We start from the raw sequence: 24,184 nt of genomic DNA, 5'->3' as shown, positions 1-24,184 counted from the left end.
ATGGGCAAGGTGACCTGTGACCTGTCGATCTCGCTCGACGGGTACGCGGCCGGGCTCAACCAGACCGAGCAGCGCCCGTTCGGCGACGATGGCGGCGACGGCTGGGGCGACAAGCTGCACGCCTGGTTCGCCGAAGGCCCCGAGGTGCATCCGGCCGAGTTCGCCCGAATGATGACGGCGAAGGCATTCATCATGGGGCGCAACATGTTCGGCCCGGTGCGTGGTGAGTGGGACCGGCAGTGGAACGGCTGGTGGGGCGACAATCCGCCTTACCACGGGCCGGTCTTCGTGCTCACCCATCACCCGCGCGACCCGCAGCCGATGGACGGCGGCACGACGTTCCACTTCGTCACCGACGGGATCGAAGCCGCGTTCGCACGCGCGCGCGAAGCGGCCGGGGACGGCGACATCTCGATCCATGGCGGCGTGACAACCGTCAACCAGTACCTCGCGGCGGGCCTGATCGACGAGCTGCGGCTGCACTTCGTACCGTTCACGATCGGCGCGGGCACGCGGCTGTTCGACGGTGTCCCACCACTGAACCTCGAGCAGGTGGAGTCGCGAGCGGCAAGCTCGGTCACGCACGTGACCTACCGCGTGCTCTCCTGAGTTTCTAGGCTCGGTCGGCTATTACCACGCGGTTCTCCTCGTAGCCGTCGCTGCCGCCGACCCAGCGGCCGCCGCACGTGACGAGGGCCAGGCGGTGTGGACCGTCCTGGCCGAACAGCTCCTGTGCGCGGCTCGGCAGGTCGTTCTTGTGGACGGTCACCAGCTGCCGCACGCGGAACTGGTGCACGCCACCGTCCTTGTCCACCACGGTCACCAGGTCGCCGACCTTCGCCTGCCACAGCTCGGCGAACGGGCCGGTCGCGCCGCGCCAGTTCACGTGTCCCGCGAACACCGTCGCGCCGTTCGCCGCGTCGAGGGGCGCGCCCCACCACGCCGCCTCGCGGACCCCGTCCGGCACGGGCAGCACGCCGTCGACGACTTCCTTGGGTACCAACGTGGCCGTGCCGCCGTGGGCCAGTCGCACGGTGTTGGCCGGCTGGGCCGGTGGCGGCGCTTCCTCCTCCGGCTCGGCGGCCGGCGGCGCTGGCGGTGGGGGAGGCGCGGGTGGGGTCGTGGTCGTGGTGTTCGGCAATGGGCTTGGTTTCGCTGGTTTGAAGGACCGATTCGACGGCCGGTCCACGGTGTCGGCCGCCGCCGACGGCGTCCCCGTGACCGCATCGGACCCGCCGGCCACCGCGACCGTCGCGGCGATCAGCACGGCACCCGCCGTCGCCGGCACCGCGACCAGCCGCGACAGCCGGCGCGGTGTCCGGTGACGGCCGGGCACGGTCAGACCCGCTCGCGCTTGCGCAGCACCAGCTGCCACATCACCAGTCCGGCCAGGACGAGCACGCCGAGGATGCCGGCGATGGCGCCGCCGGAAAGCTTGCTGTCCATGGACGCCTGCGCGACCGGCGCGTCCGGGCTGGCGCCGGCGGGGATCTTGCTCGGCACCTGCGGCGGCGTGGCGGTCGTTGGCGGCGGTGACGCCTTCGTCTCCCCGGACTTGGTCAGCTGCGTCTCGCCGCCGGTGCTGACGACCCGTTGCGTGTCGATCTCGACGGCCTGCTGCACGACCGGCACCTCGGCCGGGCTGGCGAGCTGGATGTCGATCTTCGGTGCGGTGCCGGTCGGCGTGACCTTCAGTACGAGCGGCCCGCTCGCACCGGTGATCACCGTGCCCGTGGAGACCTGGGCGCCGGTGGAGTCGGTGAACGTGGCGTCGACGGCGTTGACCTTCACCGGCACGTCGGCGACTCCCTTGCCGCCCGCGTTGTTCACGGTGATGCCCCAGTCCGCGGTGACCCCGATCGTCTGTTGCGCGGTGGGTGTGATCACCTCGGCCGTCCACGGGCCCCGGTTGGCGGTGGCGTCCGCGGTAAGGGCCTGCACGGCCGCCTGCGCGCTGGCCGGCAGCTTCGTCAGGTGGAACGGCGCGTCGTAGGCGATGTGTCTGAAGTCGTTGGTCGGGGCGAGCTGTGCGGGGTCCTGCGGGCCCGCGGTCCAGCTGTGCAACAGGTGCGCGAGCGCGGCGGCCTCGTCGGCGCTCTTCGTGTCGCCGTACCGCAGCAGCAGGTAGGAGATGTTCGCCGCGACGTCCGGCGGGAGATCGGTGCCCCACTTGGTCTTCAGCGGCGTGCCGGGCTGGTACTGCTCGTTGCTGTCCGGCGCGAGGTGCGCGAACTGGACGCAGAACACCTGCTTCCCGTTGACCACATAGGAGCCGAGCCAGTCGGACGGGTCCGGGTTGTTCAGGTACGGCTGCGCCGGACTGGTCAGGTGGCCGATGCCCTGCTGCACCTCGGCAGCGGCACTCGGCATCCCGACGAACGCGAACCCGGCGACCAGCAGGCCGGTCACCACACCCGCACGGACACGTCTGGACATGGATTTCCCCAATCCCCAAGCAGAGGGCACGTGGGAAGCCTTCTGGATCGACCCCCAGCGCGACAAGCCGCCACCAGAGGGGTCCGGTTAACCCGGCTATACCAACGGATGGCCGAGTGTGATCACGGAGCGCGACGACCGGCCGACGTGAACACGGCAATTTGCCGACCGGAATGTTCGCGGAATTAACACGTCCGCCCAATACACGAAAAATGACGTGGCTGTTTCCGGAACATTGCAGGTTCCGCCGAATGGTCCTCACGGGAGCCGCCGAACGGTCGTGAGATCTGTTTAACTGAGCAGTCATTCGCGGGATACCGCGAGTAACACGTACTTCTGCCAACTTAATCCCGTCCCGCCGAATCGGCACGTTCTGGCGAGGACATTCGCTCGATCTGTTCCAGTCGGGGAACGCTCAAGCGGCGTTATGTGGAGGGATCAACTTGGCGAAGCGACTTTTGCGTCGTGAGCACATCGTGGCGGCCAGCCTGGTCGGGTCGGTGGTGGTCGTCGTCGGGTTCGCGTCGGGGCTCGGCAGTCGGCCGGGTACCGGGGCGAGCGCGGCACCCGCGCCGGACGGCGGCGGCCAGCCGGTGGCCACCGCGCCGGCACCCACGACGACGAAGCGGCCCGCGAGCGGCGGGTCCACTCGCAACCCCGTTGGCGCGGTGCCCGTCGCCACCGCGACGAACAGGCCACCGGGCACCAACCACACCGTGCACCCGCCCGCGACCGCGACCACCACGCCGCCGACGACGGGCACGACACCGCCGGGCACGCCGTGCGAACCGGGTCTTGTGCCACAGGCACTCGACACGCTCCTCGGCACGCTCGACCGTGCCACGGAAGCACTCGGCCTGCTCGGCGCCGCGCCCGTCGCCGGGCTGACCTCGGTCACGGCCGTCCCGGAACTCCTGCCGGACGGCACGCCACTCGACCAGTTCGTCGCCACCTGCCCGGCGCCGACGACCTCCACGGCACCGACCACGACGACCGCCACGCCGCCCGGGCATCGCTGATGACGGTCACTGTCGAGCGTGCGGCATACGTGCTCGCACGCGGTTTCGACTATTTCGGGGGCGCACTGTTCCTCGGCGGGCTCGCGTTCGTCGCGTTGCTGTGGCCGGAGGGCGCCCGTGCCATCGGCACGCGCCGCGTGGTCGTCACCGGCTGGCTCCTCGGTCTACTGGGGACGGTCGCGGCCATCGGGCTCGAAGGTGTGTGGGTGAGCGATCGCCCGTTCGGCGACGCGTTCCGCACCGACCTGCTCGGTCAGGTGCTCGACCTCGACTTCGGCCGAGTCTGGTTTGCCAGAGCGCTGTTGTGGGTGCTGGCCGGTGTCGTGCTCACCGATCTGCTGCGCCGTGGCGAGCACGCCGCGCGGTCAGCGGCGTGGCGCGTCGGCGCCGGCGCGGTGGGCCTGGGTTTGTTGCGTACCAACGGAATGGTCGGGCACACAATGGACGCGCCGACGCCGCTTTGGGCGCAGCTGGCCGGAATCCTCCACCTCACCGGCATCGTCTTGTGGGTCGGTGGGCTCGCCGTCCTGCTGCTCGGCCTGCTGCCCCGGCGGCGCCCGGAGGAGCTGGCAGCGGTCGTGCCCCGCTACTCCCGCCTCGCGATGGTGTCCGTCGCGCTGATCGTGACCGGCGGGCTCGTGCTCACCTGGCAGCTCGTCGGTTCGGTCGGCGCGTTGTTCGCCACCGACTACGGCCGCCTGCTGCTGGTCAAGGTGGCGATTTTCGCGCTGGTGCTGGTGATCGCGCAGGCCAGCCGGAGCTGGGTGGCGCACCGCCTCGACTTCGCGGTCGTGCTGCGCGGGGACGCCGCCACCGTCCGTCCTTTCGTCTATTCCGTCGCCGCCGAGACGACCCTCGTGGTGTTCGTGCTCGTCGCGGCGAGCCTCCTCGTCACGGCCAGTCCCGGCCGTTGACCGTCAAGGAAAGGAGTTACCGGATGGACTCATCCGACAACCTCACGCCGGCGGAGGAACGGGAGCCACCGGCTCCACGCCGGCGGAACAGGTTGCTGCCACTGCTGGCTCTGGTGGCCATGGCCGGGTTCCTGATCGCCCTGTCCGCCCTGAAGTCAGCGGGGCCGGCAGACGTGGACCTGGCCGCGGCGAACGAGGCGCACGCCGAGATGGCGGGCGCACAGGAGGAGGCGCCGGCGGTCGCACTGCCGGGGGTCGCGCAGGCTCAGCCGGCCGCTGCCGCACCGGCCGCGGCGCCGTCGTCCACGGCGTCGTCGTCCACTTCGGTCGACATCATGAACTACGCCTTCAGTCCGGCCAACCTGACGATCTCCGTTGGCGACACGGTGGTCTGGACCAATCATGACACCGCGCCGCACAACGTGGTCGTGAGCGACGGCCCGGTGAAGTTCACGTCGCCGACACTGAACCAGGGCGACACGTTCACCTACACCTTCACGGTGGCGGGCACGTACGACTACTACTGCTCGATCCACCCCGACATGAAGGCGTCGATCACGGTCGAGGGCGGCAGCGACACGCCGGCTCCTCCGCCGCCGAGCGAAGGCAGCGGCTGCGTGTCGTCGGAGGTGCTGAGCGCGTTCATGGCGCACGTGCAGGCGGCCCACCTCGAGCGCTCGCCGTTCGAGCAGGTCACCGACATCCTGGCGATCGACCAGTACGTCCTGACGCACACCGTGTGGTTGGAGCAGGTGCTCAAACCGGTCTACGACGGCACGGCGGACCAAGTCGTCAAGGACACACTGGCGCCGATCATCGCGCACATCGAGGCGGCGCACCTGGAGCGCTCTCCGCTCCAGCAGGTCGACGACATCCTGGCGACCGACCAGTACATCCTGACCCACACCGTGTGGTTGGAGCAGGTGCTGGCGCCCGCCGCGGAGCAGCTGACCTGTTGACGGGTGGTGGCCCGGCCGAAGAGAGGTCGGCCGGGCCACCAACTCCCATTGTGCCTCGCGGGAGAGGACTGTGTTGGACACCATCGAGATAGCCGCCACCCAGCTCGTCGCGACGCTGCGTCCGGCCCGCGATCTGCCGGCGGGACGCTACCGCCTGCGCACGGACAAGTGCGTGGTGGAGTTCGCCCTGTGCGTGCTGCGCCGGCCAGTGCTGCGTCGCCGCGCTCAGGCGGTCGGCGGCACGCTGACGGTCGGCGAGCTGAGCACTCTGGAACTTGACCTGGTGCCGGAGACTCCGCACTTCGGCATGCGCCTTCCTGACCTGGACACGCCACTGGCCATGCGGGCGAGAAGCGTGCACACAGACGAGGAGACGGTCGTGCTGACCGCGTCCGGCCGCTTGCCGAGACGGTTCCTGCGGGTGGAACTGGCCGCGGAGTTCGTCTTATGAAACGGGTTCTGTTGATCGTCGGCCTGTTGTTCCTGCTGGCTCCGGCCCGTGCCGAGGCCGCGAGCGAACACGTGGCGATGGAGAACTACGCCTACTCGTCGGCGTCTCTGACAATCCAGGTCGGCGACACGGTGACCTGGACGAACCACGACCAGGCCCCGCACGACGTGGTGACCACGAGCGCCCCGGCCGCGTTCCGGTCCCCGCTGCTGGAGACCGGGCAGACGTGGTCGTTCACGTTCACCGTGCCCGGCACGTACTCGTACTACTGCTCCGTGCACCCGGACATGCGCGCGGAGATCGTCGTCATGGCTCCTGAGCCGGCCCCCGCCCCGGAAACCGTTGCCCCGGCCCCGGAAACCACGACGACGGTCGCCCCGCCCGCGGAAGAGACCGCGGCTGCGCCATTGCCGGCACCGACCACCACGACCGCGGTCCCGGCACAGCAGACAGCGCAACCGGCCCAGGCGGCGATGACCGCGTCACTGGACCCGATGCTGTTGGTGGCTGGCCTGGTGGCCGGCGTGACCATCCTGTGCCTGCTACTCATGAACGCTCGCCCAGAACCCTGAGCGACACCGCCCGGGCGCGGTAAGCGCCCGGGCGACGTCGCGTGCGTCGGTTACGGGCGGAAGTAACCGGCGATGTCGAAGATCAGGTCGACGTAGCCGGCGTTGTTGGCGACGTTCACCGTGTCGTACCCCGCTGTGGGTTCGTAGTTGACCCCGACCGTGACCGCGTTGGCCACGGTCTGACCGGGCACGACGTTCAGTTGCGACGCGTTGGGACGGTTGCTGCCACCCGGCCATGCCACCACGTACTGGGAAGCGGTGGCGTTGGTGCCGGTCAGGTTGGCCGCCACGGCCTCCACACCGCGTCCGTACCCGAACCCGTAGAAGTACACGCCGGCGGTGCCACCCTGCGGCCCGGAGTGGTAGGGCCGGGTGTCTATCCAGCGGATCGGGCTCATGGCGACGAAATCCCAGCCGAAGTCGCTGTAGTAGCCCATCACGTCCACGACGAGGTGCACATTGCCGAACTTGTTCCGAAGACTGAACTTCTTGTTCTCGTCGAGGGGCACGATGACCTGGTTCGGCACCGCTTCGTTGGGGCCGAGGTTCAGGTTCGAAGTGGACGGTGCCGGCTGGCCGGCCGTGTACGCCGTGACGAAGGTGTTCGTCGTCGCGTTCACCGCGGTCACGTTGAGGACCACCGCACTGGGACGCTTCCAGGTCTCCATATCGAGTTGAACGTCGACGACGCCGCCAGGACCGACCGGCGCACCGACCCGGGTGTCCAGCACCCGGAGCGGAGTCGCGGGCTCGAACCCGGAGCCCTTGTCGGTCGCGTAGTACCCGACGAGGTCCACGACCAGGTGCGTGTTGCCCGCGAAGTTGTGCAGCGTCACGCGTCGGTCCGCGCTCAACACGACGGTCGCCGAGTTCGCCCGCGTTTGTCTTGGCACCAGGTTCAGGTTGGACGTCTCGGGTTTGGGTTCGTCCGACGGGTAGACCGTCACGAACGTGGCAGCGGTCGGCTCCGTTCCGGTCACGTTCAACACCACCGAGGTGGTGGTGGCGGGCGTCAGCGCCGACAGATCCACTGTGACCGTGCCGCCTGGTCCCACCGCGCCTCTGCCGTCCCGTGTGTCCAGCACCCGTTGCGGTGTCATCGTGACCAGTCTCGCCCGATCCCTTTCCCCACCGGCGGAATCACGCTCCGCAGAAGGGACCGGTGCCACCGGTCTGAGCTGGTCGTCCGGCTCGGCCCCCGCCGTCGCCGCTCCGGTTAGGAGGATGGCCGCGGCAGCCGCCACGACACCCAGTTGTCGTTTGTTCATCAGCAGTTCCCCAGTAGTCGCCGGTGGACAGTCGCATGTCCACCGTTGCGGATCGTTCCCTACGCCCACGCTCGAACGGTCCGACTGGTTGCCCGCGAGATCAAATTTTTTCCGGCTACGGGCGGAATGCCTTGAGCAGGTGGTCGACGAGGGCGTCGGCGTACTCCTCGGTGATGGGTGCCGTGCGGAGTAGCCAGCGCTGGTACAGGGGCGCGTAAAGAAGTTCGAGCGCCAGGTCCAGGTCCGCGTCCTCGGCGAACTGTCCGGCTCGTTGTGCGCTGCGCAGTCGTTCCTTCTTGGCCTCGTCGACCGGGCCGGCGAGCTTTTCCCGGTACAGGGCGGCCAGTTCGGGATCGCCGGCGATCTCCAGGTTGAGTGCGCGGATCGGTGCTTCGAACGCGGGATCGGTGAACTCGGCGGCGGTCGCGCGCATCACGGCCTTGAGGTCGGCCTCGATGTCACCCGTGTCCGGCAGCGCCATCCCGTCCGCGCCCTCGCTCAGCGCGAGGAACGAGTCGAAGACGACCGCCCCCTTGGACCGCCACCACCGGTAGATCGTCTGCTTGCCGACGCCCGCGCGCGCGGCGATGCCCTCGATCGAGACCTTGGCGTAGCCCAACTCGGAGATCAGTTCGCGGGTGGCCTGGAGGACGGCCTGCCGCGAGTGCTCGCTGCGGCGCGTGGGATCGGGCATGGCCGGAGCATAGCACTCGCGAGACGAGACGTTCCGTCTTGACAGACTGGTGGACCCCATGTCAAAGTTGCTCCTACCTGAGACGGAACGGTCCGTCTCGTTCAACAAAGGAGACAGGCGTCAGTGACGACCTCTCGAGTGTGGTTCATCACCGGTGCTTCCCGAGGCCTGGGCAGGGCGTTCGCCGAGGCGGCGCTGGCCGCGGGGGACCGGGTCGTCGGCGCGGCACGCAACGTCGAGCCGCTGGCCGACCTGGCCGAGGAGCACGCCGGCAGGCTCGTGTGCCTGCCGCTCGACGTCGCCGACCGGGCCGCGGTCATGGCGGCGGTGGACAACGCGGTCGGCGCGTTCGGCCGGCTGGACGTCGTGGTCAACAACGCCGGCGGCATGCTGTTCGGCATGGTGGAGGAGGCCACCGAGAAGCAGGCCCGCGCGCATTTCGACGTCAACTTCTTCGGCGCGGTCTGGGTGACCCAGGCTGTCATCCCCCACCTGCGTGCGCAGGGTTCCGGTCACCTCCTGCAGGTGACCTCGATGGGCACCGGGGGAGGGATGGCCTCGGTGGGGTTCTACGCGGCGGGCAAGGCGGCACTCGACTCGCTCAGCGCCTCGGTGGCCATGGAGCTGGAGCCGTTCGGCGTCAAGGTCACCATCGTCCAGTCGGGCGGCTATGACACCGGGTTGTTCACGGTGGGCACCACGGCCACCGAGCAGAACCCGGCCTACGACGCGCTGCGGGCCAAGCTGGCCGAGATGTGGGGCGATGACGCCGGGCCGGCCCCGAGTACCGCCGCCCCCGTGATCATGGAGTTGGTGGACCTGCCCGACCCGCCGCTCCGCCTCATCGTGGGCAGCGCCTCCTACGACATGGTCCAGCAGATGGACGATGCCAGGACCGAGCTGTACCGGGCCTGGGAGCACCTCAGCCGCAAGGCGGCGGGTTGAGGCCCGGGCGGGGGCACCGCCCGGGCCGCGAGGGTTACTCGGTCGAGACGAAGTAACCGACGACGTCGAAGATCACGTCGACATAGCCTGCGTTGTTGGCGAACTTCACCGACCGTTCCGGGACGTCCGGCGTGAAGTCGACCCCGACGGTGACCGCGTTGGCGGCGGTCTGGCCGGGCACGAGGTTCAGGTTCGACGCGTTGGGCCGCTGGCTGACACCTGGCCACACCACCACGTGCTGGGCAGCGGTGGCGTTGGTGCCGGTCAGGTTGGCCACCACGGTCTTCACCTCAGGGGCCCAGTCGCCGAGGGTGATGGGGGCGTCCGGGCGCAGGCCCGAGCCGTCGAGCCGGGTGTCCATCCGCCGGTTCGGGGGAATGGCGACGAAGGCGTCGCCGTCACCCGGGACGTAGTACCCGACGACGTCCACGATGAGGTGCACGTTGCCGAACCTGTTGAACAGGTTCACTCTCCGATCGGTGTCGAGGGGCACGATGACCTGGTTCGGCACCGCCTCGCCGGGCCCGAGGTTCAGGCTCGACGTGGCCGGCACCGGGCGGCCGGCCGTGTAGGCCGAGACGAAGGTGTTCGTCGTCGCGTCCACCGCGGTCACGTTGAGGGTCACCGCGGTGGGTCGGAACCACGAGGGCAGGCCGAGATCCACGTAGATGACGCCGCCAGGCCCGACCGGCGCGCCGGACCGGGTGTCCAGCATCCGTTGCGGGTTGAAGTGGGCCTGGTACCCGGCCCCTTCGCTGATCGAGTAGTACCCGACGAGGTCCACGACCAGGTGAACCTCGCCCGCGAAGTTGTCCAGCGTCACAGCCCGGAGCGGGCTCACCGCGACGGTCACCGCGTTCGCCCGGGTCTGGCCGCGCCTCAGGTTCAGGTTGGACGTCCCTGGTACTGGCTCGTCGGCCCGGTAGACCGTCACGAACGTGTCGGCGGTCGGCTCTGTCCCGGTCACGTTCAGCACAACCGCGGTGGCGTCCGGGGCCGTCTGTTTCGCCAAGTCCAACGTGACCGTTTCGTTGGGACCGAGGGAAGTCCCGAAGTTCCTCGTGTCAAGCACACGCTGTGGCATCACCGGGACGTACTTCGCCGGCGTGGTCGGTTCCGCAGTGGGCGGCGCCGGTTGCCTCTCCGCCACCGGCTCGGCACCCGCGCCGACCGGTGCGGCCAACAGGATGGCCGCGACAGCCGCCACAACCCCTAATCGTTGTCTGTTCATCGGTGTTCCCCCAGAGTTCCGGTAGTCACCATGACTACCGATTCGGATCATTCCCGACGATCACGCCAGAACGACCCGAACGGTTGCCTCTGGACGGTCACGGTTTGACCGCTCGCACGATCGCGGAGTGCATGCCGTCGGCGACCTGGTGGGTCGGCGTGATCTCGATGTCGGTGAAGCCGGCCGCCGCCAGGCCGTCGCGGTACTCGGTGAAGCTCAGGGCGCCGGCGATGCAGCCGACGTACGAACCGCGTTCGGCGCGCTGCTCGGCGGTGAGGCCGTCGTCGGCGACGATGTCGGACACGCCGACGCGGCCACCGGGCGCGAGGACGCGGAAGGTCTCGGCGAACACGGCCGGCTTGTCGACCGACAGGTTGATCACGCAGTTGGAGATCACCACGTCGATGGTGGCGGCGGGCAGCGGGATGGCCTCGATGGTGCCCTTGAGGAACTCGACGTTGGTCGCGCCTGCCTTGGCCGTGTTCGCCAGCGCGAGGGCGAGCATCTCGTCGGTCATGTCCAGCCCGTAGGCCTTGCCGGTCGGCCCGACGCGGCGGGCGGACAGCAGGACGTCGATGCCGCCGCCCGAGCCGAGGTCCAGCACGCGTTCGCCCTCCCGCAGTTCGGCGACCGCGGTCGGGTTGCCGCATCCGAGCGACGCCGCGACCGCCTCGACGGGCAGTACGTCGCGGTCGTCGGCCGCGTACAGGGTGGCGCCGAAGTTCTCGTCGACCTCCACGGCCTGCGGCCCGCAGCAACCACCCCCACCGTCCGCCTGCGGTCCGCAACAGCCGCTCCCGCCCTCGGTGACAGCGACCGCCGCCGCGGCATAGCGGGCACGGACCTCTTCGCGCAGCTCATTCATGATGGACACTCCTTGATTCGAAGTTTGTCTATGTCATGTTTGCACCGCGGATCGAAGACTGTCAATATAGAAGAGTGTCGAAGCAGCGTTGTTGTGCCGATCTGACGTCCGCGCCCCTGTCCGAGGAGGCCGCCACCGACCTGGCCTCGGTGTTCAAGGCGCTCGGCGACCCGGTGCGGCTGCGGCTGCTGTCGATGATCGCCTCAGAGGACGGGGGCGAGGTGTGCGTGTGCGAGCTGACCCCGGCGTTCGACCTGTCTCAGCCGACGATCTCCCACCACCTCAAGCTGTTGCGGCAGGCGGGCCTGATCGACTGCGAGCGGCGCGGGACGTGGGTGTACTACTGGCTGGTCCCGGAGACCATGGACCGGTTGGCCGGCGTACTCACTCGCCCTGCCGGCGATCCACTGCCCACCGGGTAGAGCACCCGCAGCAGGACCACGGCCACTACCGCCCCGGCCAGCTGCGTCGCGACGAACAGCGGTGCCGAGGCGGGCGCGATGCCGGCGAAGGAGTCGCTGAACATGCGACCGATCGTGATCGCCGGGTTGGCGAAGCTGGTCGACGAGGTGAACCAGTAGGCGGCGCCGATGTAGGCGCCCACGGCGGCCGGCGCCCGATCTGCCCGGCCGGAACGGACGAGCGAGAAGATCACGACCAGGAGTCCGGCGGTGGCCACCACCTCGGACACGCCGTGTGCGACTGTCGCGCGCTGGGTGGTGGCGATGCTGACCGGGTCGAGGGCGAACATCACGTTCGCCAGCACCGCGCCCGCCACGCACCCGAGGACCTGCGCGGGGACGTAGGCCAGCGCGTGCCGCCACGACAGACCGCCCAGTGCGGCGTCGGCCAGCGACACGACCGGGTTGAAGTGCGCGCCGCTGACGGGCGCGAACATGAGGATGATCGCGAAGAGCCCGGCCGCGGTCGCCGCCGCGTTTTCGAGCAACCGCAGTCCGGTGTCCGTCGAGAGCCGTTGCGCCGCGATGCCGGAGCCGATCACCAGAGCGGCCAACAGCAGGCTGCCGAGGAACTCGGCGAGCAGCTTGCGGCTCACGGGGTGGGGACGCCGAGCTCGTCGAGCAGACCGAGGACGCGGCGCTCGATCTCGTCCCGGACCGGTCGGACCTCCGCGACGCCCTTGCCCGCCGGGTCGTCGAGTACCCAGTCCAGGTACCGCTTGCCGGGGAAGACCGGACACGTGTCGCCGCAGCCCATGGTGATCACGACGTCCGCCGCCGCGACGATCTCGTTGGTCCACCGCTTGGGGGACTCTGCGGAGATGTCGATGCCCCGCTCGGCCATCACGGCGACCGCGGCCGGGTTGACCGCGTCGCCCGGCTCGGAACCACCCGACCAGGCCTCCGCGCGGTCCCCGGCCAGATGCCGGAAGAAGCCGAGCGCCATCTGGGAGCGGCCGGCGTTGTGCACGCACAGGAACAGCACGGTCGGTTTCTGCTCAGTCATCGTGTTTCTCCATGGACGGCGGGGGCCAGGCGGTCCACCCGGTCGGCGAGGTCGCGAAGGGCACGGTCGAACGCGTCGCCGGTGCCGGCGGACGCCGGGTCGGGCACCGACCAGTGCAGCCGCTCCACGGTGAGCGCCTCGTGCGCGGTGTCGCACACCGCGACCACGAGGTCGTCGGACTGGAGCACCTCGTCGACATGCGCGGTCCGGGCGCGGCCGAGTGACAGGCCGTGCGCACGGGCGGCCGCGACGGCCAGCGGGTGCACACGCCGTGCCGGTGTGGTGCCAGCGGACGCGGCCGGGACGCGACTGCGCCGCCGCCACAGCGCGGCGGCGAGCTGCGAGCGGGCGGAGTTGTGCGTGCACACGAACACCACCCTCGGCGCCCGCACCGCCCCGTCCGGGAGGAGCCCGGCCAGCACCGCCGGCCGCAGCCGAAGATACGTGCGGCGGTGGTCACCCTCCGAACGGGACCGTTCCACCACGCCGGCCTGTTCGAGCAGTTTCACGTGGTGTGCCAACAGGTTGCTGGCCAGCCCGAGCGCATGGCCGAGTTCGCCGGGTGACGCGTCGCCCAGCAGTAACCGGTCCACAATGGCCAGCCGGGTCGGCTCACCCAGTGCGGCGTGCAACCGCGCCCGAGTCGACAGGTCAACGTTCATTGAGTCAATCCTCGTTGAGCAGATGCCCATGTGTCAACCGCGCGGACCGAACCGCGACCACGCCCGCCGGCGGCAGGGGCCTGCTAACGTGCGGCGCATGAGTGAATACTCACCCGTCGCGGAACTCAACCAGCTCAAGGCTTTCGCCGACGGGCTCGGCCGGGTCGAGTTCTCGGACGGCTTCGAGCTGGCCGAGTTCGGGATGGACGCGGGGCTTCACACCTGGTCGGACCACCCGGACTTCGTGAGCGCGTTCATTCCCTTCGCGCAGGCCACGCCTTCCGGTTCCTCGTACGCGCTGTGGCGCTGCGACGACCGGACCGATCTCGCCACGCTGCCCGTCGTGTTCGTCGGTGACGAGGGCGATCTGTACGTGGTCGCGTGCGACGTGCGGGAGTTCCTCCAACTCCTCGCCATCGACAGCGAGTTCCTCGACCCGGCCAGCGTCGAGGAACACAGCGAGGGCCACGAGGCCTACCTCGCCTGGCTCGACCAGAACTTCGGGCTGGCCGCGCCGGCGAACATGGACGAGCTCTCGACCGAGGACAAGGTTCTGAACGAACGGTTCCGCACCTGGGCGCGACCGTTCGTGGACCTGGACGAGTACTGACCAGGTAGTTCGTCTCACGAACTGTTAATCTGACTGAATGAGCAAGCAGGGTGACGGCCACGTCGGCGTGGTGGCCGGGTTGGTGCGGTCGGCGTTCCTCGTGAATGCCGTGTACACCGAGTCGGGACGGGAGTTCGGCCTCACCTCGCAGCAGGGGCAGTTGTTGTGCGTGCTGATGGCGCGACCGTGTGGCATGGGGGAGCTGGGCACGATTCTGGGGCTGGCCAAGTCGAGTGTCACCGGCCTGGTGGACCGTACCGAACGCAACGGTCTGGTCCGCCGCGAGCCAGATCCGCAGGACACACGCGCCGTCCGGGTGGTACTCACCCCGCGCGGCAGCCGACTCGTCGACGAGTTCTACGCCGAGACGTGCCGCCGGGTCGACAAGCTGGCGGTGGGGCTCACGGACGCCGAGCGCGACACGCTCGGCGGCTTGCTCAGCCGCGTCGTGCTGGAGAACAAGGTCCCCGAGATCTTCCTGGAGCTGGACGAGCACCGCGCATGACTTGCAGTTCGTAGTACGAACTAATATGGTTCGTACTACGAACTGCATGGAAGGCGGGACCATGTCCGTACTCTTTGGTTTCGGCGCGCACAGCGGCATCGACGACGGGCCGGAGCTGCTGCGCCTGACACAACAGGCCGACCAGGACGGCCTCGACCTGTTCTCGCTGTCGGACCACCCCTACCTCGGCGAGCGGCTCGACGCCTACGCCACCGTCGGGTACATCCTCGGCCGCACGCAGCGGATCGCCGGCTTCGCCAACGTCACCAACCTGCCCACCCGGCCCGCTCCCATGCTGGCGCGGACGGTCACGTCGCTGTCGGCGCTCTCCGGCGGCCGCGTCGTGCTCGGCATGGGTGCGGGCGGGTTGTGGGACCGGATCTCCGCGCTGGGTGTGCCACGCCTGTCCGCCAGCGCGGCCGTCGACGCGTTCGAGGAAGCGATCGTGCTGGTCAAGAAGCTGTCCGGGGGCGGCCCGCCGGTCACCCACCATGGTCGGTACTACCAGGTGGACGAGATCGAGCCGGCGCCCGTCGCCGCGCCGCCGGTGTGGACCGGCTCGGTCGGCCCGAAGTCCCTGGCCGCCACCGGCCGCGTCGCCGACGGCTGGATCCCCGGCCACGCGGCGGACTGGCTCAGCGAGCGGTACCGGACCTCGCGGCTGATCATCGACGAGGCGGCGGCCGCCGTGGGTCGCGACCCACGCGAGGTCCGCACGGTGTTCAACTTCCCCGGCCGCATCACCGAGAAGCCGCTGGCCGCCACGCGCGATCGCGACGGCCGCTGGATCGGCGGCTCCCCCGACCAGTGGATCGAGGAGCTGACCGGAGCGGTGCTGGAGCACGACGCGTCGGGTTTCATGCTCTTCTCGCCCAGCGGCGGCACGCAGGACGCCGTCTCCATCGCCCGGTGGGCCAGGGAGATCGTCCCAGCCGTACGCGAAGCCGTTGCCGTGCCCCACAAAGCGTAATGACACCGCTGGTGTTCTACTGAAACACTGCCTCCTTTCCGCGTTTCGGGTGAGCCGTGGTCACCCCTATGGGTAGTGGTTTCGCGGCGGAACAGCCAGATATTCTCGAATTCCGAGAATATCTTGGGGGTGCCGATGGAACTGGATGTTCAGGCCCTGCTCACCGAAGGACTTCCCGACAGTGCGGTGCCCCGGCGGCGAATCGCGATCGTCGGGGCAGGAATGGCCGGTCTGACGGCGGGACTGCTGCTGAAGGAAGCCGGACACGACGTCACGATCCTCGAAGGACAGAACCGGACCGGCGGGCGCATTCTGACGTATCGCGGGTTCGCCGGTGACATGTACGGCGAGTTCGGCGCGATGCGTTTCCCCAAGCAGCATCCGCTCGTCCAGTGGCTGATCCAGCACTTCGGGCTGGCCACGAAACCGTTCCCCATGTACGACGAGGACACGTTCATCTACCTGCAGGGCAAGGGAGTCCGGCGGCAGAGCTTCGACGCGGGCGAGTTCACGTACGACCTGAAACGCGGCGAGACGGGCCTGACGCCGCACGACCTGCTCCGGCATACGGTGCAGCCGCTCGTGACCATCATGGAGTCCGAGGACAAAACCGCGGCCTGGCGGCGAATTCTCACTGACTACGATCGCTACACGCTGGTGGGATACCTGAAAGAACGCGGTTTGTCCGACGGTGCCCTGTCGATGCTCGGCCCGTTGTTCAACCTGGAGGGCCGCTACCATTTCTCACTCGTCGAGTGGTTCTCGCACTACTACGAGGACGTGTTCGGCGATCTGGTCTACCTCGTGAACGGTGCTGATTCCCTGCCGCGTGCGTTCGAGCCGTTCCTGATGGACGACATCAGGTTCGGCGCCCAGGTCCACGCCGTCGACCAGACCGACACCTCGGTCGAGGTCCATTACCGGGTGGGCCGCGCCGCCCACCAGCTCACGGCGGAGGAGTGCATCGTGACGGCGCCGTTCGCGGGCCTGCGGCACATGGAGATCCGCGGCCTGGACCCCGACAAGTGGACCGCCATCCGCAACACCTACTACGGCCGCGCGCACAAGCTGTTCATGCAGTTCAGCGAGCGCTGGTGGGAAAGCGTGTACGACATCTCCCACGGCCTGACGGTCACGGATCTGGCCATCCGCAACGTGGTCTACCCGCCGGCCGGGCAGGACACCCGCTACCACAAGGGAGTGCTGATCGCGTCGTACTGCTGGGAGCAGGACAGCATGCCGTACACCCCGCTGGCGGCCGAGGAAAGCATCGCGCAGGCGCTCGAGGACCTGTCCAAGATCCACCCGGAAGCCCGCGAGACCTTCGAGTTCGGGGTCTACAAGGACTGGGCACTGGACTGGTTCGCCTGCGGCATCGGCCCGCTGTTCCGCGCGTTCGAGATGAACGAGTCCTTCTACGACGACGTCATCCGCCCGGTCAACCGCGTCTGGTTCGCCAACGACGCCTGCGACCGCCGCCACCGCCGCTGGGCCGAGGGCGCGATCAAGGCCGCCGTGAAGAACGCGTACGCCATCCACACCGGAATGCGAGACTCGATCCCCTGGAAGGACTGAGAGACCGACGCCTGCGCCCGCCCTGGCACTCTCATATCCGGAACTGGTATGAAGGTTGGGGGTATCTGGACGTCAGGTCGAGCGAGGGGGTCAGCCTCGACGTTGCGCAACCGTGCTGATCGACGGGCCGAAACGCTGTGGACGCCGGACTATCGCCGGTTCTTCATCGCCCGCACGACGTCGCTGCTCGGGGACCAGATGCTCCCGATCGCGATCACGGTCGCGCTCGTCCACACGCGGTACGGCATGAGCGGTGTCGGCTACGCGCTGGCCTCGCACATCGCGCCCTTCGCGATCCTGTTGATCTTCGGTGGGGTTCTGTCCGACCGGCTCGGCGCGAAGCGGTTGATGATCGTCTCGGATGCGGCGCGGTTCGTGTTCCAGGCGGCGCTCGCGGTGCTGCTCGCGCTCGGCGAACCGGAGTTGTGGCAGATGCTCGTTCTGCTCGCACTGCTCGGGGCCGGGGGAGCGACGTTCACACCCGGTATAGCCAGCATGATCCCCCGGTTGGCGAAGGACGTGCAGCGAGCCAACGCGGTGCTGCGTGTCGCGGAGTCCTCGACCGTCGTCGTCGGCCCGTCGGTGGCGGGCCTGCTCCTGGTGTTCCTGTCGCCGTCGGCCGTCATGGCACTCGATGCCGTGACCTACGCCGTCAGCGGCGTCTGCCTCTACTTCATCCGCACGAACCCCGTGGCGCCGAGCCAGCGCAACACCTTCCGCGCTGACCTGATCATGGGCTGGCGAGAGTTCGTTTCCCGTACGTGGCTGTGGAGCGTCATCGTCGTGTTCATGCTGTGGCAGGTGACGGCGGCGGGGCCAACCCTGACCGTCGCGTACAGCACGATCGCACTGAAACACGGGGACGCCGTCCTCGGGCTGATCATCTCCGCCCTCGGTGTCGGCAACGTCCTGGGCGGCTTCATCGCGATCAGGTTCCGGCCACGACATCCCTTGCGTGCCGCCACCTTCGGCCTTGCGGTGTTCCTGCTACTGCCGTTCGGCACGGCTCTGGATCTGCCGGCCGTGGCCCTCAGCGGGTTCTGCCTCGTGGCCGGCGCTGGCATGGCCTTCTGGGGCGTCATGTTCCACACGAGCGTTCAGACACACGTCCCACTCGACGTGCTGGGCAGGGTGCACGCGTTCGACGCGGCCGGCTCGTTGGTCATGAAACCGGTGGGCCAGGCGGTGTCCGGCCCTGTCGCACTCCTCATCGGCGCCGGCCCGGTCCTGTTCATCGCCACAGGCGCGGGACTCGTGGCGTGCGTTCTCCTGCTACTGGTACCGGCCATCCGCAACCTCACCGGAAGCGAATCGCCCGCCGCCCGCGCAGCGGACCTGGCCACGTCAGGCCCGCTGCGGGGAGAGAAAAGCTGAGCGTCAGGGACGGTCGAGTCGGCCGGTCTTGACGGCGGTGAGCAGGGTGTGGGTGGCGACGGTGAGGGTGGGACCGTTGGGGTTCTTGCTGTCGCGCACGGCGGTGCCGGTGTGTGCCAGCTCAATGCAGGCGGTGTCCTGGGCGCTACGGCTGGCTTTGCGCCACCTGATCATGGTGTCTCCATTCCCTTCGCGATCTCTTTGAGCATCTTCAAAGATAGTTCCGGGGTCATTGCGATCCGCTGGATCTCCTCCGGCGCGGAAAGGTACGTCGCCACGCTCTCTCGGTCCCAGACGAAGGCGCTCGTGCGGTGGTGTTCCAGCAGGACGATCGGTGTCGCCGTGAGGAACTCGAACAGGATGAACGGTCCAGCGAGCATCGGGTGGTAGCCGGGTGTCGTGCTCAGGACGAGCTGAACCGTGACGCTTGGCAGCTCCGCCATATGGACCAGGTGGTCGAGTTGGTCCGCCATGACGTCCGGTGAGCCGATCGGTCGGACGAGAGCCTCGGAATCGATGAGCGCCAGGAACGCGACCGGGTTGCGCCTGCGGGTGATCACCTCACGGCGTCCGGCCCGTAGTGCCACCTTGGTCTCGATGTCGGGGGCCTCACCGAAGATCGCTCGGGCGTAGTCGCCAGTCTGCAACAGACCCGGGATGAGCAACGGCGCGACCTCAGTGATGCGGGTGGCAGTGCGTTCCAACTCGATCAGCCGGGTGATGCGTTCGCCGATGCTGGTGGAGCCGGTGGTCAGTTCGCCGGGGCCGTCGGCCTTGCGGCGTAGGCCGATGATGCGCTCGCGCTCGTCGTTGGTGACACTCAGTGCATCGAGGATGGCGGTCAACCTCTCCAGTGGTACGAGCCGCTTACCAGTCTCCCAGAAAGAGATGTTCGCGTTCGACACACCGGCGCGTTCGGCCATGGTCCTGGTGTTCAGGCCGGCCTCCGTGCGCAGTCGCCGGAGTTCCGCGCCCAGGTCGCGCGACTCGGCGGTACCGCTGATAACTGCCATGTAGCAATTCTAATTGCGCAAACGGGTGGGTCGGCAATCCCACGATAGGTGCATTGTGCGGATGGGTACGTACTGGAAAGGATGTGGTGTAACCATCGGAAAGGAGAAAGCTGATGTACGGAAGGCTTTTCACGCTCACGAGCGCGGACGACCACGATCTGATCTTCGCGTGGGGAATGGAGATCATCGGCGCGGGCCAACGCGAGGCGGTGATCTACCGGCGGGATCCGGTGACCGGCCAGACCCTGCACGCGGTGCACGACTCCGCCGACGCCGCACTGGCTCGCTACTCCGGCCGTCCGGAGCCGATGTCCCTGGTGTGGATGGACGCTCCGATCCAGGTCGACAACCTGTGGGAGCTTCTCGACAGCACATTGAACGGCTGAAGGAATTAATTTACTCGCGGAAGGCGGTATTCTGTCATTGGTGTGGATGAGAGGGCCGCCGATGACCACCGAAGAGCCTCCCGACATCTTCGACGCTGTGCGAGAACGGCCGGTTGGTGGGCCGGTGTGGTCGGGCTGGCGGGAAGGCACGCTGACGCGGGCGAAGGAACTCGAATCACTGTGTGCCCACCTGGCTGGCGAAAACCCTGACGTTCTGGCGCGGTCCGTGCTTTTTCACATCGAGGCGGCCAGGCAGGCGGCTTTCGCGACCAAGTCGGATCCCGTGCGACGGTTCTTCCGCCAGGGGTCGTTGCTGGAACGCGCGATGAGCAACCTCGACGCCGCCGAGGCGCACCTGCTCAGCATCGCGCCACCCGAGTACCTCCTCGGGCAGCTTCCCGGCCTGCTTCGGCACGCGCGGAGCCACCTCGTGCCGTCCGACCCGCGCCGGCAGGAGTTCGAGCGCATTGCCAGAAGGCTCGACGTGCGGGACCCGCTGATCCCGACCGCGGAACGGGAACGTCCCGACAAGCTGACGCTGGTCAGGGAGGAGCGGGAGCGGATCGTGTCCATCACCCGCGCGGCGAGCTCGGCGGCGCTGCGTGAACAGGTGCGGGTCCGCAGCTTCCGCAACATCCTGGTGGCCACCGCCCTGGCCATGACGCTGATCGCGTTCGGCCTGGCGCTCACGGGGTTCCTGAACCCGACGTTGATCCCGATGTGCTTCGCGCCGGAGGAGTCCACGCAGACGGTGATCATCTGCCCGACCGAGCAGTCCGCACCGTTCCCCACGCAGACCGAGGACATCGACCGGCAGGTGCTGGAGACCGTCACCCCGTATGACCTGTTCCTCGTGGAACTGGTCGGGATGGTCGCCGCCGCCGTCGCGTCCGCTGCCGCGATCCGGGGCATGCGCGGCTCCTCAGAGCGCTACGGCCTACCCGTCGCGCTGGCCGCGCTGAAACTCCCCACCGGCGCCGTGACCGCGTTCCTGGGTGTGCTGCTCATGCGTGGTCAGTTCGTGCCCGGCCTCAGCGCGCTGGACACCTCCGCGCAGATCCTCGCGTGGGCGCTCGTGTTCGGCTATGCGCAACAACTGTTCACCCGCCTCGTCGACCGGCAGGGACAGACCGTGCTCGACAGCGTGCGTGGCGCCGACAAGAAACGGCAGTGAGCGCCTATCATCGATCTTGTGGGAGCTACTCCGGTGCTGCGCGCGGCCACTCGCGCGGATGTGCCCGCTTTGGCCGTCCTCATGAGGCAGTCGGTGCTCGACGTGTTCCCGTCGTTCCACGACGAGCGGGAGACGGCGGCCGCCGCCGTCTACCTCACCGAGCCCGACACGGCGCTGATCGACGACGGCACCTACTACGTGTACGAAGTGGACGGAGTGATCGCCGCCTGCGGTGGTTGGAGCAAGCGGGACAAGCTCTACACCGGCTCCGGCGCCGCGCCAACCGACGACCGCCTGCTCGACCCCGCGACCGAACCGGCCAGGGTGCGTGCGATGTTCGTCCGTGGCGACTGGACGCGTCGGGGTCTGGGCCGCGGGATCCTCGCCGAGTGCGTGGCGGCGGCGCGGGCCGCGGGGTTCAGTGACCTGACCCTGATGGCGACGCTGCCGGGGGTGCCGCTCTACCGGTCCTTCGGTTTCCGCGACGTGCGCACCGCCGAGGTGCCGCTGCCGAACGGCGTCGTCCTCGGCGGCATGGTGATGGACTATCCGCTGACCTGACCCTCAGCGGCGGCACAGTGAACACACAGGACCGAGGCGCACTCTTGTCGCCGTGACCATCACCGCGCCAGCAGTCCTCCGGTTCCAGTTCGTGCGGTTCGCCGCCGTCGGGGTGGTCAACACGGCGTTGTCCCTCGCCGTCTACCTGCTCTTCCGGACGGTGTTGTCCGCCACGGCCGCGAACGTGCTGGCGACGGTGCTGACCACGATCGCCGGCACGAGCGCCAACGGCAGGGTGACCTTCGGCGGGTCGGTCCACATGCGACACCACGTCAAGAGCATGGCGGTCACCGGGCTCGGTGTCGTGATCACCACCGCCGCGGTGGACATGGTCGTCGGCGCCGGTCAACTGGCCGAGCTGGCCGTGCTGATCGTGGCCAGCGCGGTGGCGGGCGCCGTGCGGTTCGTGCTGATGCGGCACTGGGTGTTCGGCTCAGCGGCGGGTCAGTAGCCACAGCAGGACCGGGGCGCCCAGGGCACCGGTGACCACGCCGACCGGCAGGCTGGCCGACGGCAGGATCACGCGGCTGAGCACGTCCGCCGACAGCACCACCGCCGAACCCGTCAGCCCCGACACCACCAGCGGCGGCCACGCCATCCCGCACAGCCGTTGCGCGATCTGTGGCCCCACAAGGGCGACGAACATGATCGGACCCGTCGCGCCGGTGGCGAACGTCGCCATCCCCACCCCGGTCACCAGCAACGCGAGGTGTGCGACGCGGACCGGGGTGCCCAGCCCGGTCGCCACCTCGTCGCCCAGCTGCAGCAGCCGCATCCACCGGCCCAGCACCAGCGCCGCCGGGGTCAGCACGACGAGGGCGATCATGAGCGGCTGCACGGCCGACCAGTCGCGGTCGTCGAGGCTGCCGACCAGCCAGCCCATCGCCCGCTGTGCCTCGAAGATCTGGGCCTTCGCCATCAGGAAGTCCGTGATGCTCGTGCACATCGCCCACACGCCGACGCCCACCAGGATGAAGCGGTAGCCGGTCGTGCCGCGTCGCCACGACAGCAGGTACACCAGCAGACCCGCGCCGAGACCGCCCAGCACCCCCAGCACCGCGCTGGACCCGAACCCGAGCGTGATCCCGGCGACCGCCGCTGCCGCCGCGCCGGCGTTGATGCCCACGATGTCCGGGCTGGCCAGCGGGTTTCTCGTCACCGTCTGGAAGATGGCACCGCTCATGCCGAACGCCAGGCCCGCGAGTAGACCCACGACGGCGCGGGGCAGCCGCAGCTCCCGCACGATGTACACCGGGCCCGGCTCGCCGGCGCCGAAGACCGCCGACACCACCGACGGCAGGCTGATCGGGAAGCTGCCGATCGTCATGCCGTAGCAGAACGGCACCGCCACCACCACGAGCATGACGAGCCCAACCATGATCATCCGTGGGCGCACCACACCCGACAGGCGTCCGGTGCGGAACGTGGTGCGGCCGTGCGCACGGTCCAGTCGCAGCATCTACAGCTCCGCCATGCGACGGCGCCGGCGGACCAGCGCGATGAAGAACGGTGCCCCCAGCAGCGAGACGACAATGCCGACCTGTGTCTCCGCAGGGCGCGTCACCAGGCGGCCCACGATGTCCGCGGCCAGCAGCAGGCACGGCGCCAGCACCATCGAGTACGGCAGCAGCCAGCGATGGTCGGGCCCGGTGATGAACCTGGCCACGTGCGGGATCACCAGGCCGATGAACATGATCGGCCCGGCCACGGCGACCGCCGCACCCGTCAGCAGGGTCACCGCCATGACGCCCTGCAGGCGGACCAGTCCCAGGCGGCGGCCCAGCGCGGTCGCGGTGTCGTCGCCGAGCGCCATGCTGTTCAGCGCCGGTGCGCTCGCCAGCGCCAGCACCATCCCGACCAGCAGGAACGGCAGCACGCGGACCAGCGAACCGGACACCGGGCCGGCCAGCGACCCAGCGGACCAGAAGCGGTAGCGGTTCAGCGCAACGGGGTCGGTCAGCACGAGCGCGCTGGTGAACGACGTGAGCAGGGCCGTGACCGCCACGCCGGCCAGTGCGAGCCGCACCGGGCTCGCCTCCGTCCGGCCCCGGTTGCCCAGCAGGTACACGACGATGCTCGCGGCGAGCGCGCCAGCGAAGGCGAACCAGATGTAGGAGTAGAGCGACGTGACACCGAGCACGGCGATGGCGAACACGATCGCGAAGCCGGCCCCCGCGCTGATGCCGAGCAGGCCGGGCTCGGCGAGCGGGTTGCGGGTCAGTGCCTGCATCAACGCACCGGCCAGCCCGAGTGCGGCGCCGACCGCGAGCCCCAGCAGTGTCCGGGGGATCCGGACACTGTGGATGACCACGGCGTCCGCCGAGCCGTCGTTGTGCCACAGCACGTCCCAGACCGCCGTGACGGGAATCTCCTTCGAGCCCAACCAGACGCTGAGTAGACACAGGACGGCGAGCACCGCGACCGCTGCGAGCAGCCCAAGCGCACGGAGCGCGGGGCCTCGCCTGGTCGTCAGCGCGTCGTCAGTTCCCACGGTGTGAAACCTAGCATTAGGTGTCCCTAACCTAATTCTTGT

General features: G+C 68.8%; 30 protein-coding genes. 17 read left to right on the top strand and 13 right to left on the bottom strand.

Annotated elements, in window-relative coordinates; genetic code table 11:
- Nucleotides 1-609: a dihydrofolate reductase family protein gene (locus VF106_RS49455; protein WP_330847170.1), complete on the top strand. Its 609-nt coding sequence runs from the start codon at nt 1-3 to the stop codon at nt 607-609.
- Nucleotides 610-613: 4 nt separating this feature from the next.
- Here the strand turns inward: VF106_RS49455 and VF106_RS49450 are convergent, their stop codons facing one another.
- Both VF106_RS49450 and VF106_RS49445 read right to left on the bottom strand, forming a co-directional pair.
- Entirely contained in the window at nt 614-1,336 is a 723-nt protein-coding gene (locus VF106_RS49450; protein WP_330847097.1) for a class F sortase, read from the bottom strand.
- Between the two features lie 2 nt (nt 1,337-1,338).
- A complete protein-coding gene (locus tag VF106_RS49445) occupies nt 1,339-2,436 on the bottom strand; it encodes a hypothetical protein (protein ID WP_330847096.1) in 1,098 nt (365 codons plus the stop codon).
- 443 nt (nt 2,437-2,879) lie between these two features.
- Here VF106_RS49445 and VF106_RS49440 point away from each other — a divergent pair, with 443 nt between their 5' ends.
- The 5 genes from VF106_RS49440 to VF106_RS49420 all read left to right on the top strand — a co-directional run bounded on the left by VF106_RS49440 (nt 2,880) and on the right by VF106_RS49420 (nt 6,351).
- On the top strand, nt 2,880-3,455 hold the full coding sequence (locus VF106_RS49440; protein WP_330847095.1) for a hypothetical protein: 576 nt from the start codon (nt 2,880-2,882) through the stop codon (nt 3,453-3,455).
- Nucleotides 3,455-4,369 carry a CopD family protein gene (locus VF106_RS49435; protein WP_330847094.1) on the top strand — a complete coding sequence of 305 codons (915 nt, stop codon included), beginning with the start codon at nt 3,455-3,457 and terminating at the stop codon, nt 4,367-4,369. Before VF106_RS49440 ends, VF106_RS49435 begins: the two co-directional genes overlap by 1 nt.
- 23 nt (nt 4,370-4,392) lie before the next feature.
- On the top strand, nt 4,393-5,328 hold the full coding sequence (locus VF106_RS49430; RefSeq protein ID WP_330847093.1) for a cupredoxin domain-containing protein: 936 nt from the start codon (nt 4,393-4,395) through the stop codon (nt 5,326-5,328).
- Between the two features lie 70 nt (nt 5,329-5,398).
- Nucleotides 5,399-5,779: a hypothetical protein gene (locus tag VF106_RS49425; protein WP_330847092.1), complete on the top strand. Its 381-nt coding sequence runs from the start codon at nt 5,399-5,401 to the stop codon at nt 5,777-5,779.
- Nucleotides 5,776-6,351 carry a cupredoxin domain-containing protein gene (locus tag VF106_RS49420; protein WP_330847091.1) on the top strand — a complete coding sequence of 192 codons (576 nt, stop codon included), beginning with the start codon at nt 5,776-5,778 and terminating at the stop codon, nt 6,349-6,351. Before VF106_RS49425 ends, VF106_RS49420 begins: the two co-directional genes overlap by 4 nt.
- 50 nt (nt 6,352-6,401) lie before the next feature.
- Here VF106_RS49420 and VF106_RS49415 read toward each other — a convergent pair whose 3' ends face one another.
- Together VF106_RS49415 and VF106_RS49410 are read right to left on the bottom strand one after the other, a co-directional pair.
- Entirely contained in the window at nt 6,402-7,451 is a 1,050-nt protein-coding gene (locus VF106_RS49415) for a hypothetical protein (RefSeq protein ID WP_330847090.1), read from the bottom strand.
- A gap of 283 nt (nt 7,452-7,734) precedes the next feature.
- The gene (locus VF106_RS49410) at nt 7,735-8,313 is read right to left on the bottom strand and encodes a TetR/AcrR family transcriptional regulator (protein ID WP_330847089.1); all 579 of its coding nucleotides are present in this window, start codon (nt 8,311-8,313) and stop codon (nt 7,735-7,737) included.
- A gap of 123 nt (nt 8,314-8,436) precedes the next feature.
- Between VF106_RS49410 and VF106_RS49405 the strand changes: the two genes are divergently transcribed.
- The gene (locus VF106_RS49405) at nt 8,437-9,258 is read left to right on the top strand and encodes an SDR family NAD(P)-dependent oxidoreductase (RefSeq protein WP_330847088.1); all 822 of its coding nucleotides are present in this window, start codon (nt 8,437-8,439) and stop codon (nt 9,256-9,258) included.
- Between the two features lie 34 nt (nt 9,259-9,292).
- Here VF106_RS49405 and VF106_RS49400 read toward each other — a convergent pair whose 3' ends face one another.
- Both VF106_RS49400 and VF106_RS49395 read right to left on the bottom strand, forming a co-directional pair.
- Nucleotides 9,293-10,465, bottom strand: coding sequence for a hypothetical protein (locus VF106_RS49400; RefSeq protein WP_330847087.1), 1,173 nt, complete (start codon nt 10,463-10,465; stop codon nt 9,293-9,295).
- A 121-nt stretch (nt 10,466-10,586) separates the two neighbouring features.
- Nucleotides 10,587-11,354, bottom strand: a complete 768-nt coding sequence (locus VF106_RS49395; protein WP_330847086.1) for an arsenite methyltransferase — start codon at nt 11,352-11,354, stop codon at nt 10,587-10,589.
- A 74-nt stretch (nt 11,355-11,428) separates the two neighbouring features.
- Here VF106_RS49395 and VF106_RS49390 point away from each other — a divergent pair, with 74 nt between their 5' ends.
- The gene (locus VF106_RS49390; protein ID WP_330847085.1) at nt 11,429-11,776 is read left to right on the top strand and encodes an ArsR/SmtB family transcription factor; all 348 of its coding nucleotides are present in this window, start codon (nt 11,429-11,431) and stop codon (nt 11,774-11,776) included.
- Here VF106_RS49390 and VF106_RS49385 read toward each other — a convergent pair.
- From VF106_RS49385 to VF106_RS49375, 3 genes are read right to left on the bottom strand one after another with little or no spacing between them, the layout of a single operon-like run.
- Nucleotides 11,695-12,411: an aquaporin gene (locus tag VF106_RS49385; RefSeq protein WP_330847084.1), complete on the bottom strand. Its 717-nt coding sequence runs from the start codon at nt 12,409-12,411 to the stop codon at nt 11,695-11,697. The genes VF106_RS49390 and VF106_RS49385 overlap by 82 nt on opposite strands.
- On the bottom strand, nt 12,408-12,821 hold the full coding sequence (locus VF106_RS49380) for an arsenate reductase ArsC (RefSeq protein ID WP_330847083.1): 414 nt from the start codon (nt 12,819-12,821) through the stop codon (nt 12,408-12,410). Before VF106_RS49380 ends, VF106_RS49385 begins: the two co-directional genes overlap by 4 nt.
- Nucleotides 12,818-13,483 (bottom strand): arsenate reductase/protein-tyrosine-phosphatase family protein, encoded by a 666-nt coding sequence (locus VF106_RS49375; RefSeq protein ID WP_330847082.1) that lies wholly within the window; start codon nt 13,481-13,483, stop codon nt 12,818-12,820. The genes VF106_RS49380 and VF106_RS49375 overlap by 4 nt, the downstream gene beginning before the upstream one ends.
- Nucleotides 13,484-13,580: 97 nt before the next feature.
- Between VF106_RS49375 and VF106_RS49370 the strand changes: the two genes are divergently transcribed.
- From VF106_RS49370 to VF106_RS49350, 5 genes are all read left to right on the top strand, one after another.
- Nucleotides 13,581-14,093 (top strand): hypothetical protein, encoded by a 513-nt coding sequence (locus VF106_RS49370; protein WP_330847081.1) that lies wholly within the window; start codon nt 13,581-13,583, stop codon nt 14,091-14,093.
- Between the two features lie 37 nt (nt 14,094-14,130).
- Nucleotides 14,131-14,598, top strand: a complete 468-nt coding sequence (locus tag VF106_RS49365) for a MarR family winged helix-turn-helix transcriptional regulator (protein ID WP_330847080.1) — start codon at nt 14,131-14,133, stop codon at nt 14,596-14,598.
- Nucleotides 14,599-14,659: 61 nt separating this feature from the next.
- Complete coding sequence (locus tag VF106_RS49360) at nt 14,660-15,568, top strand: LLM class flavin-dependent oxidoreductase (RefSeq protein ID WP_330847079.1); 909 nt, start codon at nt 14,660-14,662, stop codon at nt 15,566-15,568.
- Between the two features lie 135 nt (nt 15,569-15,703).
- On the top strand, nt 15,704-17,143 hold the full coding sequence (locus tag VF106_RS49355; RefSeq protein WP_330847078.1) for a flavin monoamine oxidase family protein: 1,440 nt from the start codon (nt 15,704-15,706) through the stop codon (nt 17,141-17,143).
- Nucleotides 17,144-17,245: 102 nt separating this feature from the next.
- Nucleotides 17,246-18,517 (top strand): MFS transporter, encoded by a 1,272-nt coding sequence (locus VF106_RS49350; RefSeq protein WP_330847077.1) that lies wholly within the window; start codon nt 17,246-17,248, stop codon nt 18,515-18,517.
- A 3-nt stretch (nt 18,518-18,520) separates the two neighbouring features.
- On the opposite strand, the gene VF106_RS49345 is transcribed toward VF106_RS49350, so the two are convergent.
- Nucleotides 18,521-18,691, bottom strand: coding sequence for a DUF397 domain-containing protein (locus VF106_RS49345; protein ID WP_330847076.1), 171 nt, complete (start codon nt 18,689-18,691; stop codon nt 18,521-18,523).
- Complete coding sequence (locus tag VF106_RS49340; protein ID WP_330847075.1) at nt 18,688-19,530, bottom strand: helix-turn-helix domain-containing protein; 843 nt, start codon at nt 19,528-19,530, stop codon at nt 18,688-18,690. Before VF106_RS49340 ends, VF106_RS49345 begins: the two co-directional genes overlap by 4 nt.
- 113 nt (nt 19,531-19,643) lie before the next feature.
- Between VF106_RS49340 and VF106_RS49335 the strand changes: the two genes are divergently transcribed.
- The 4 genes from VF106_RS49335 (at nt 19,644) to VF106_RS49320 (ending at nt 22,102) form a co-directional block, all read left to right on the top strand.
- Nucleotides 19,644-19,916, top strand: a complete 273-nt coding sequence (locus VF106_RS49335; protein WP_330847074.1) for a hypothetical protein — start codon at nt 19,644-19,646, stop codon at nt 19,914-19,916.
- 61 nt (nt 19,917-19,977) lie between these two features.
- The gene (locus VF106_RS49330; RefSeq protein ID WP_330847073.1) at nt 19,978-21,090 is read left to right on the top strand and encodes a hypothetical protein; all 1,113 of its coding nucleotides are present in this window, start codon (nt 19,978-19,980) and stop codon (nt 21,088-21,090) included.
- An 18-nt stretch (nt 21,091-21,108) separates the two neighbouring features.
- Nucleotides 21,109-21,651: a GNAT family N-acetyltransferase gene (locus tag VF106_RS49325; RefSeq protein ID WP_330847072.1), complete on the top strand. Its 543-nt coding sequence runs from the start codon at nt 21,109-21,111 to the stop codon at nt 21,649-21,651.
- A 52-nt stretch (nt 21,652-21,703) separates the two neighbouring features.
- Entirely contained in the window at nt 21,704-22,102 is a 399-nt protein-coding gene (locus VF106_RS49320) for a GtrA family protein (protein WP_330847071.1), read from the top strand.
- Here the strand turns inward: VF106_RS49320 and VF106_RS49315 are convergent.
- Together VF106_RS49315 and VF106_RS49310 are read right to left on the bottom strand one after the other, a co-directional pair.
- Nucleotides 22,085-23,110 (bottom strand): FecCD family ABC transporter permease, encoded by a 1,026-nt coding sequence (locus VF106_RS49315; RefSeq protein ID WP_330847070.1) that lies wholly within the window; start codon nt 23,108-23,110, stop codon nt 22,085-22,087. The genes VF106_RS49320 and VF106_RS49315 overlap by 18 nt on opposite strands.
- A complete protein-coding gene (locus tag VF106_RS49310; protein WP_330847069.1) occupies nt 23,111-24,142 on the bottom strand; it encodes a FecCD family ABC transporter permease in 1,032 nt (343 codons plus the stop codon).
- Nucleotides 24,143-24,184: the final 42 nt, after the last annotated feature.

The sequence above is a fragment of the Actinophytocola sp. genome, assembly GCF_036378875.1.
GTDB lineage: Bacteria > Actinomycetota > Actinomycetes > Mycobacteriales > Pseudonocardiaceae > Actinophytocola.
Note: the sequence above shows the minus strand (reverse complement) of the source record. Positions and strands in the feature narration are given on the sequence as shown.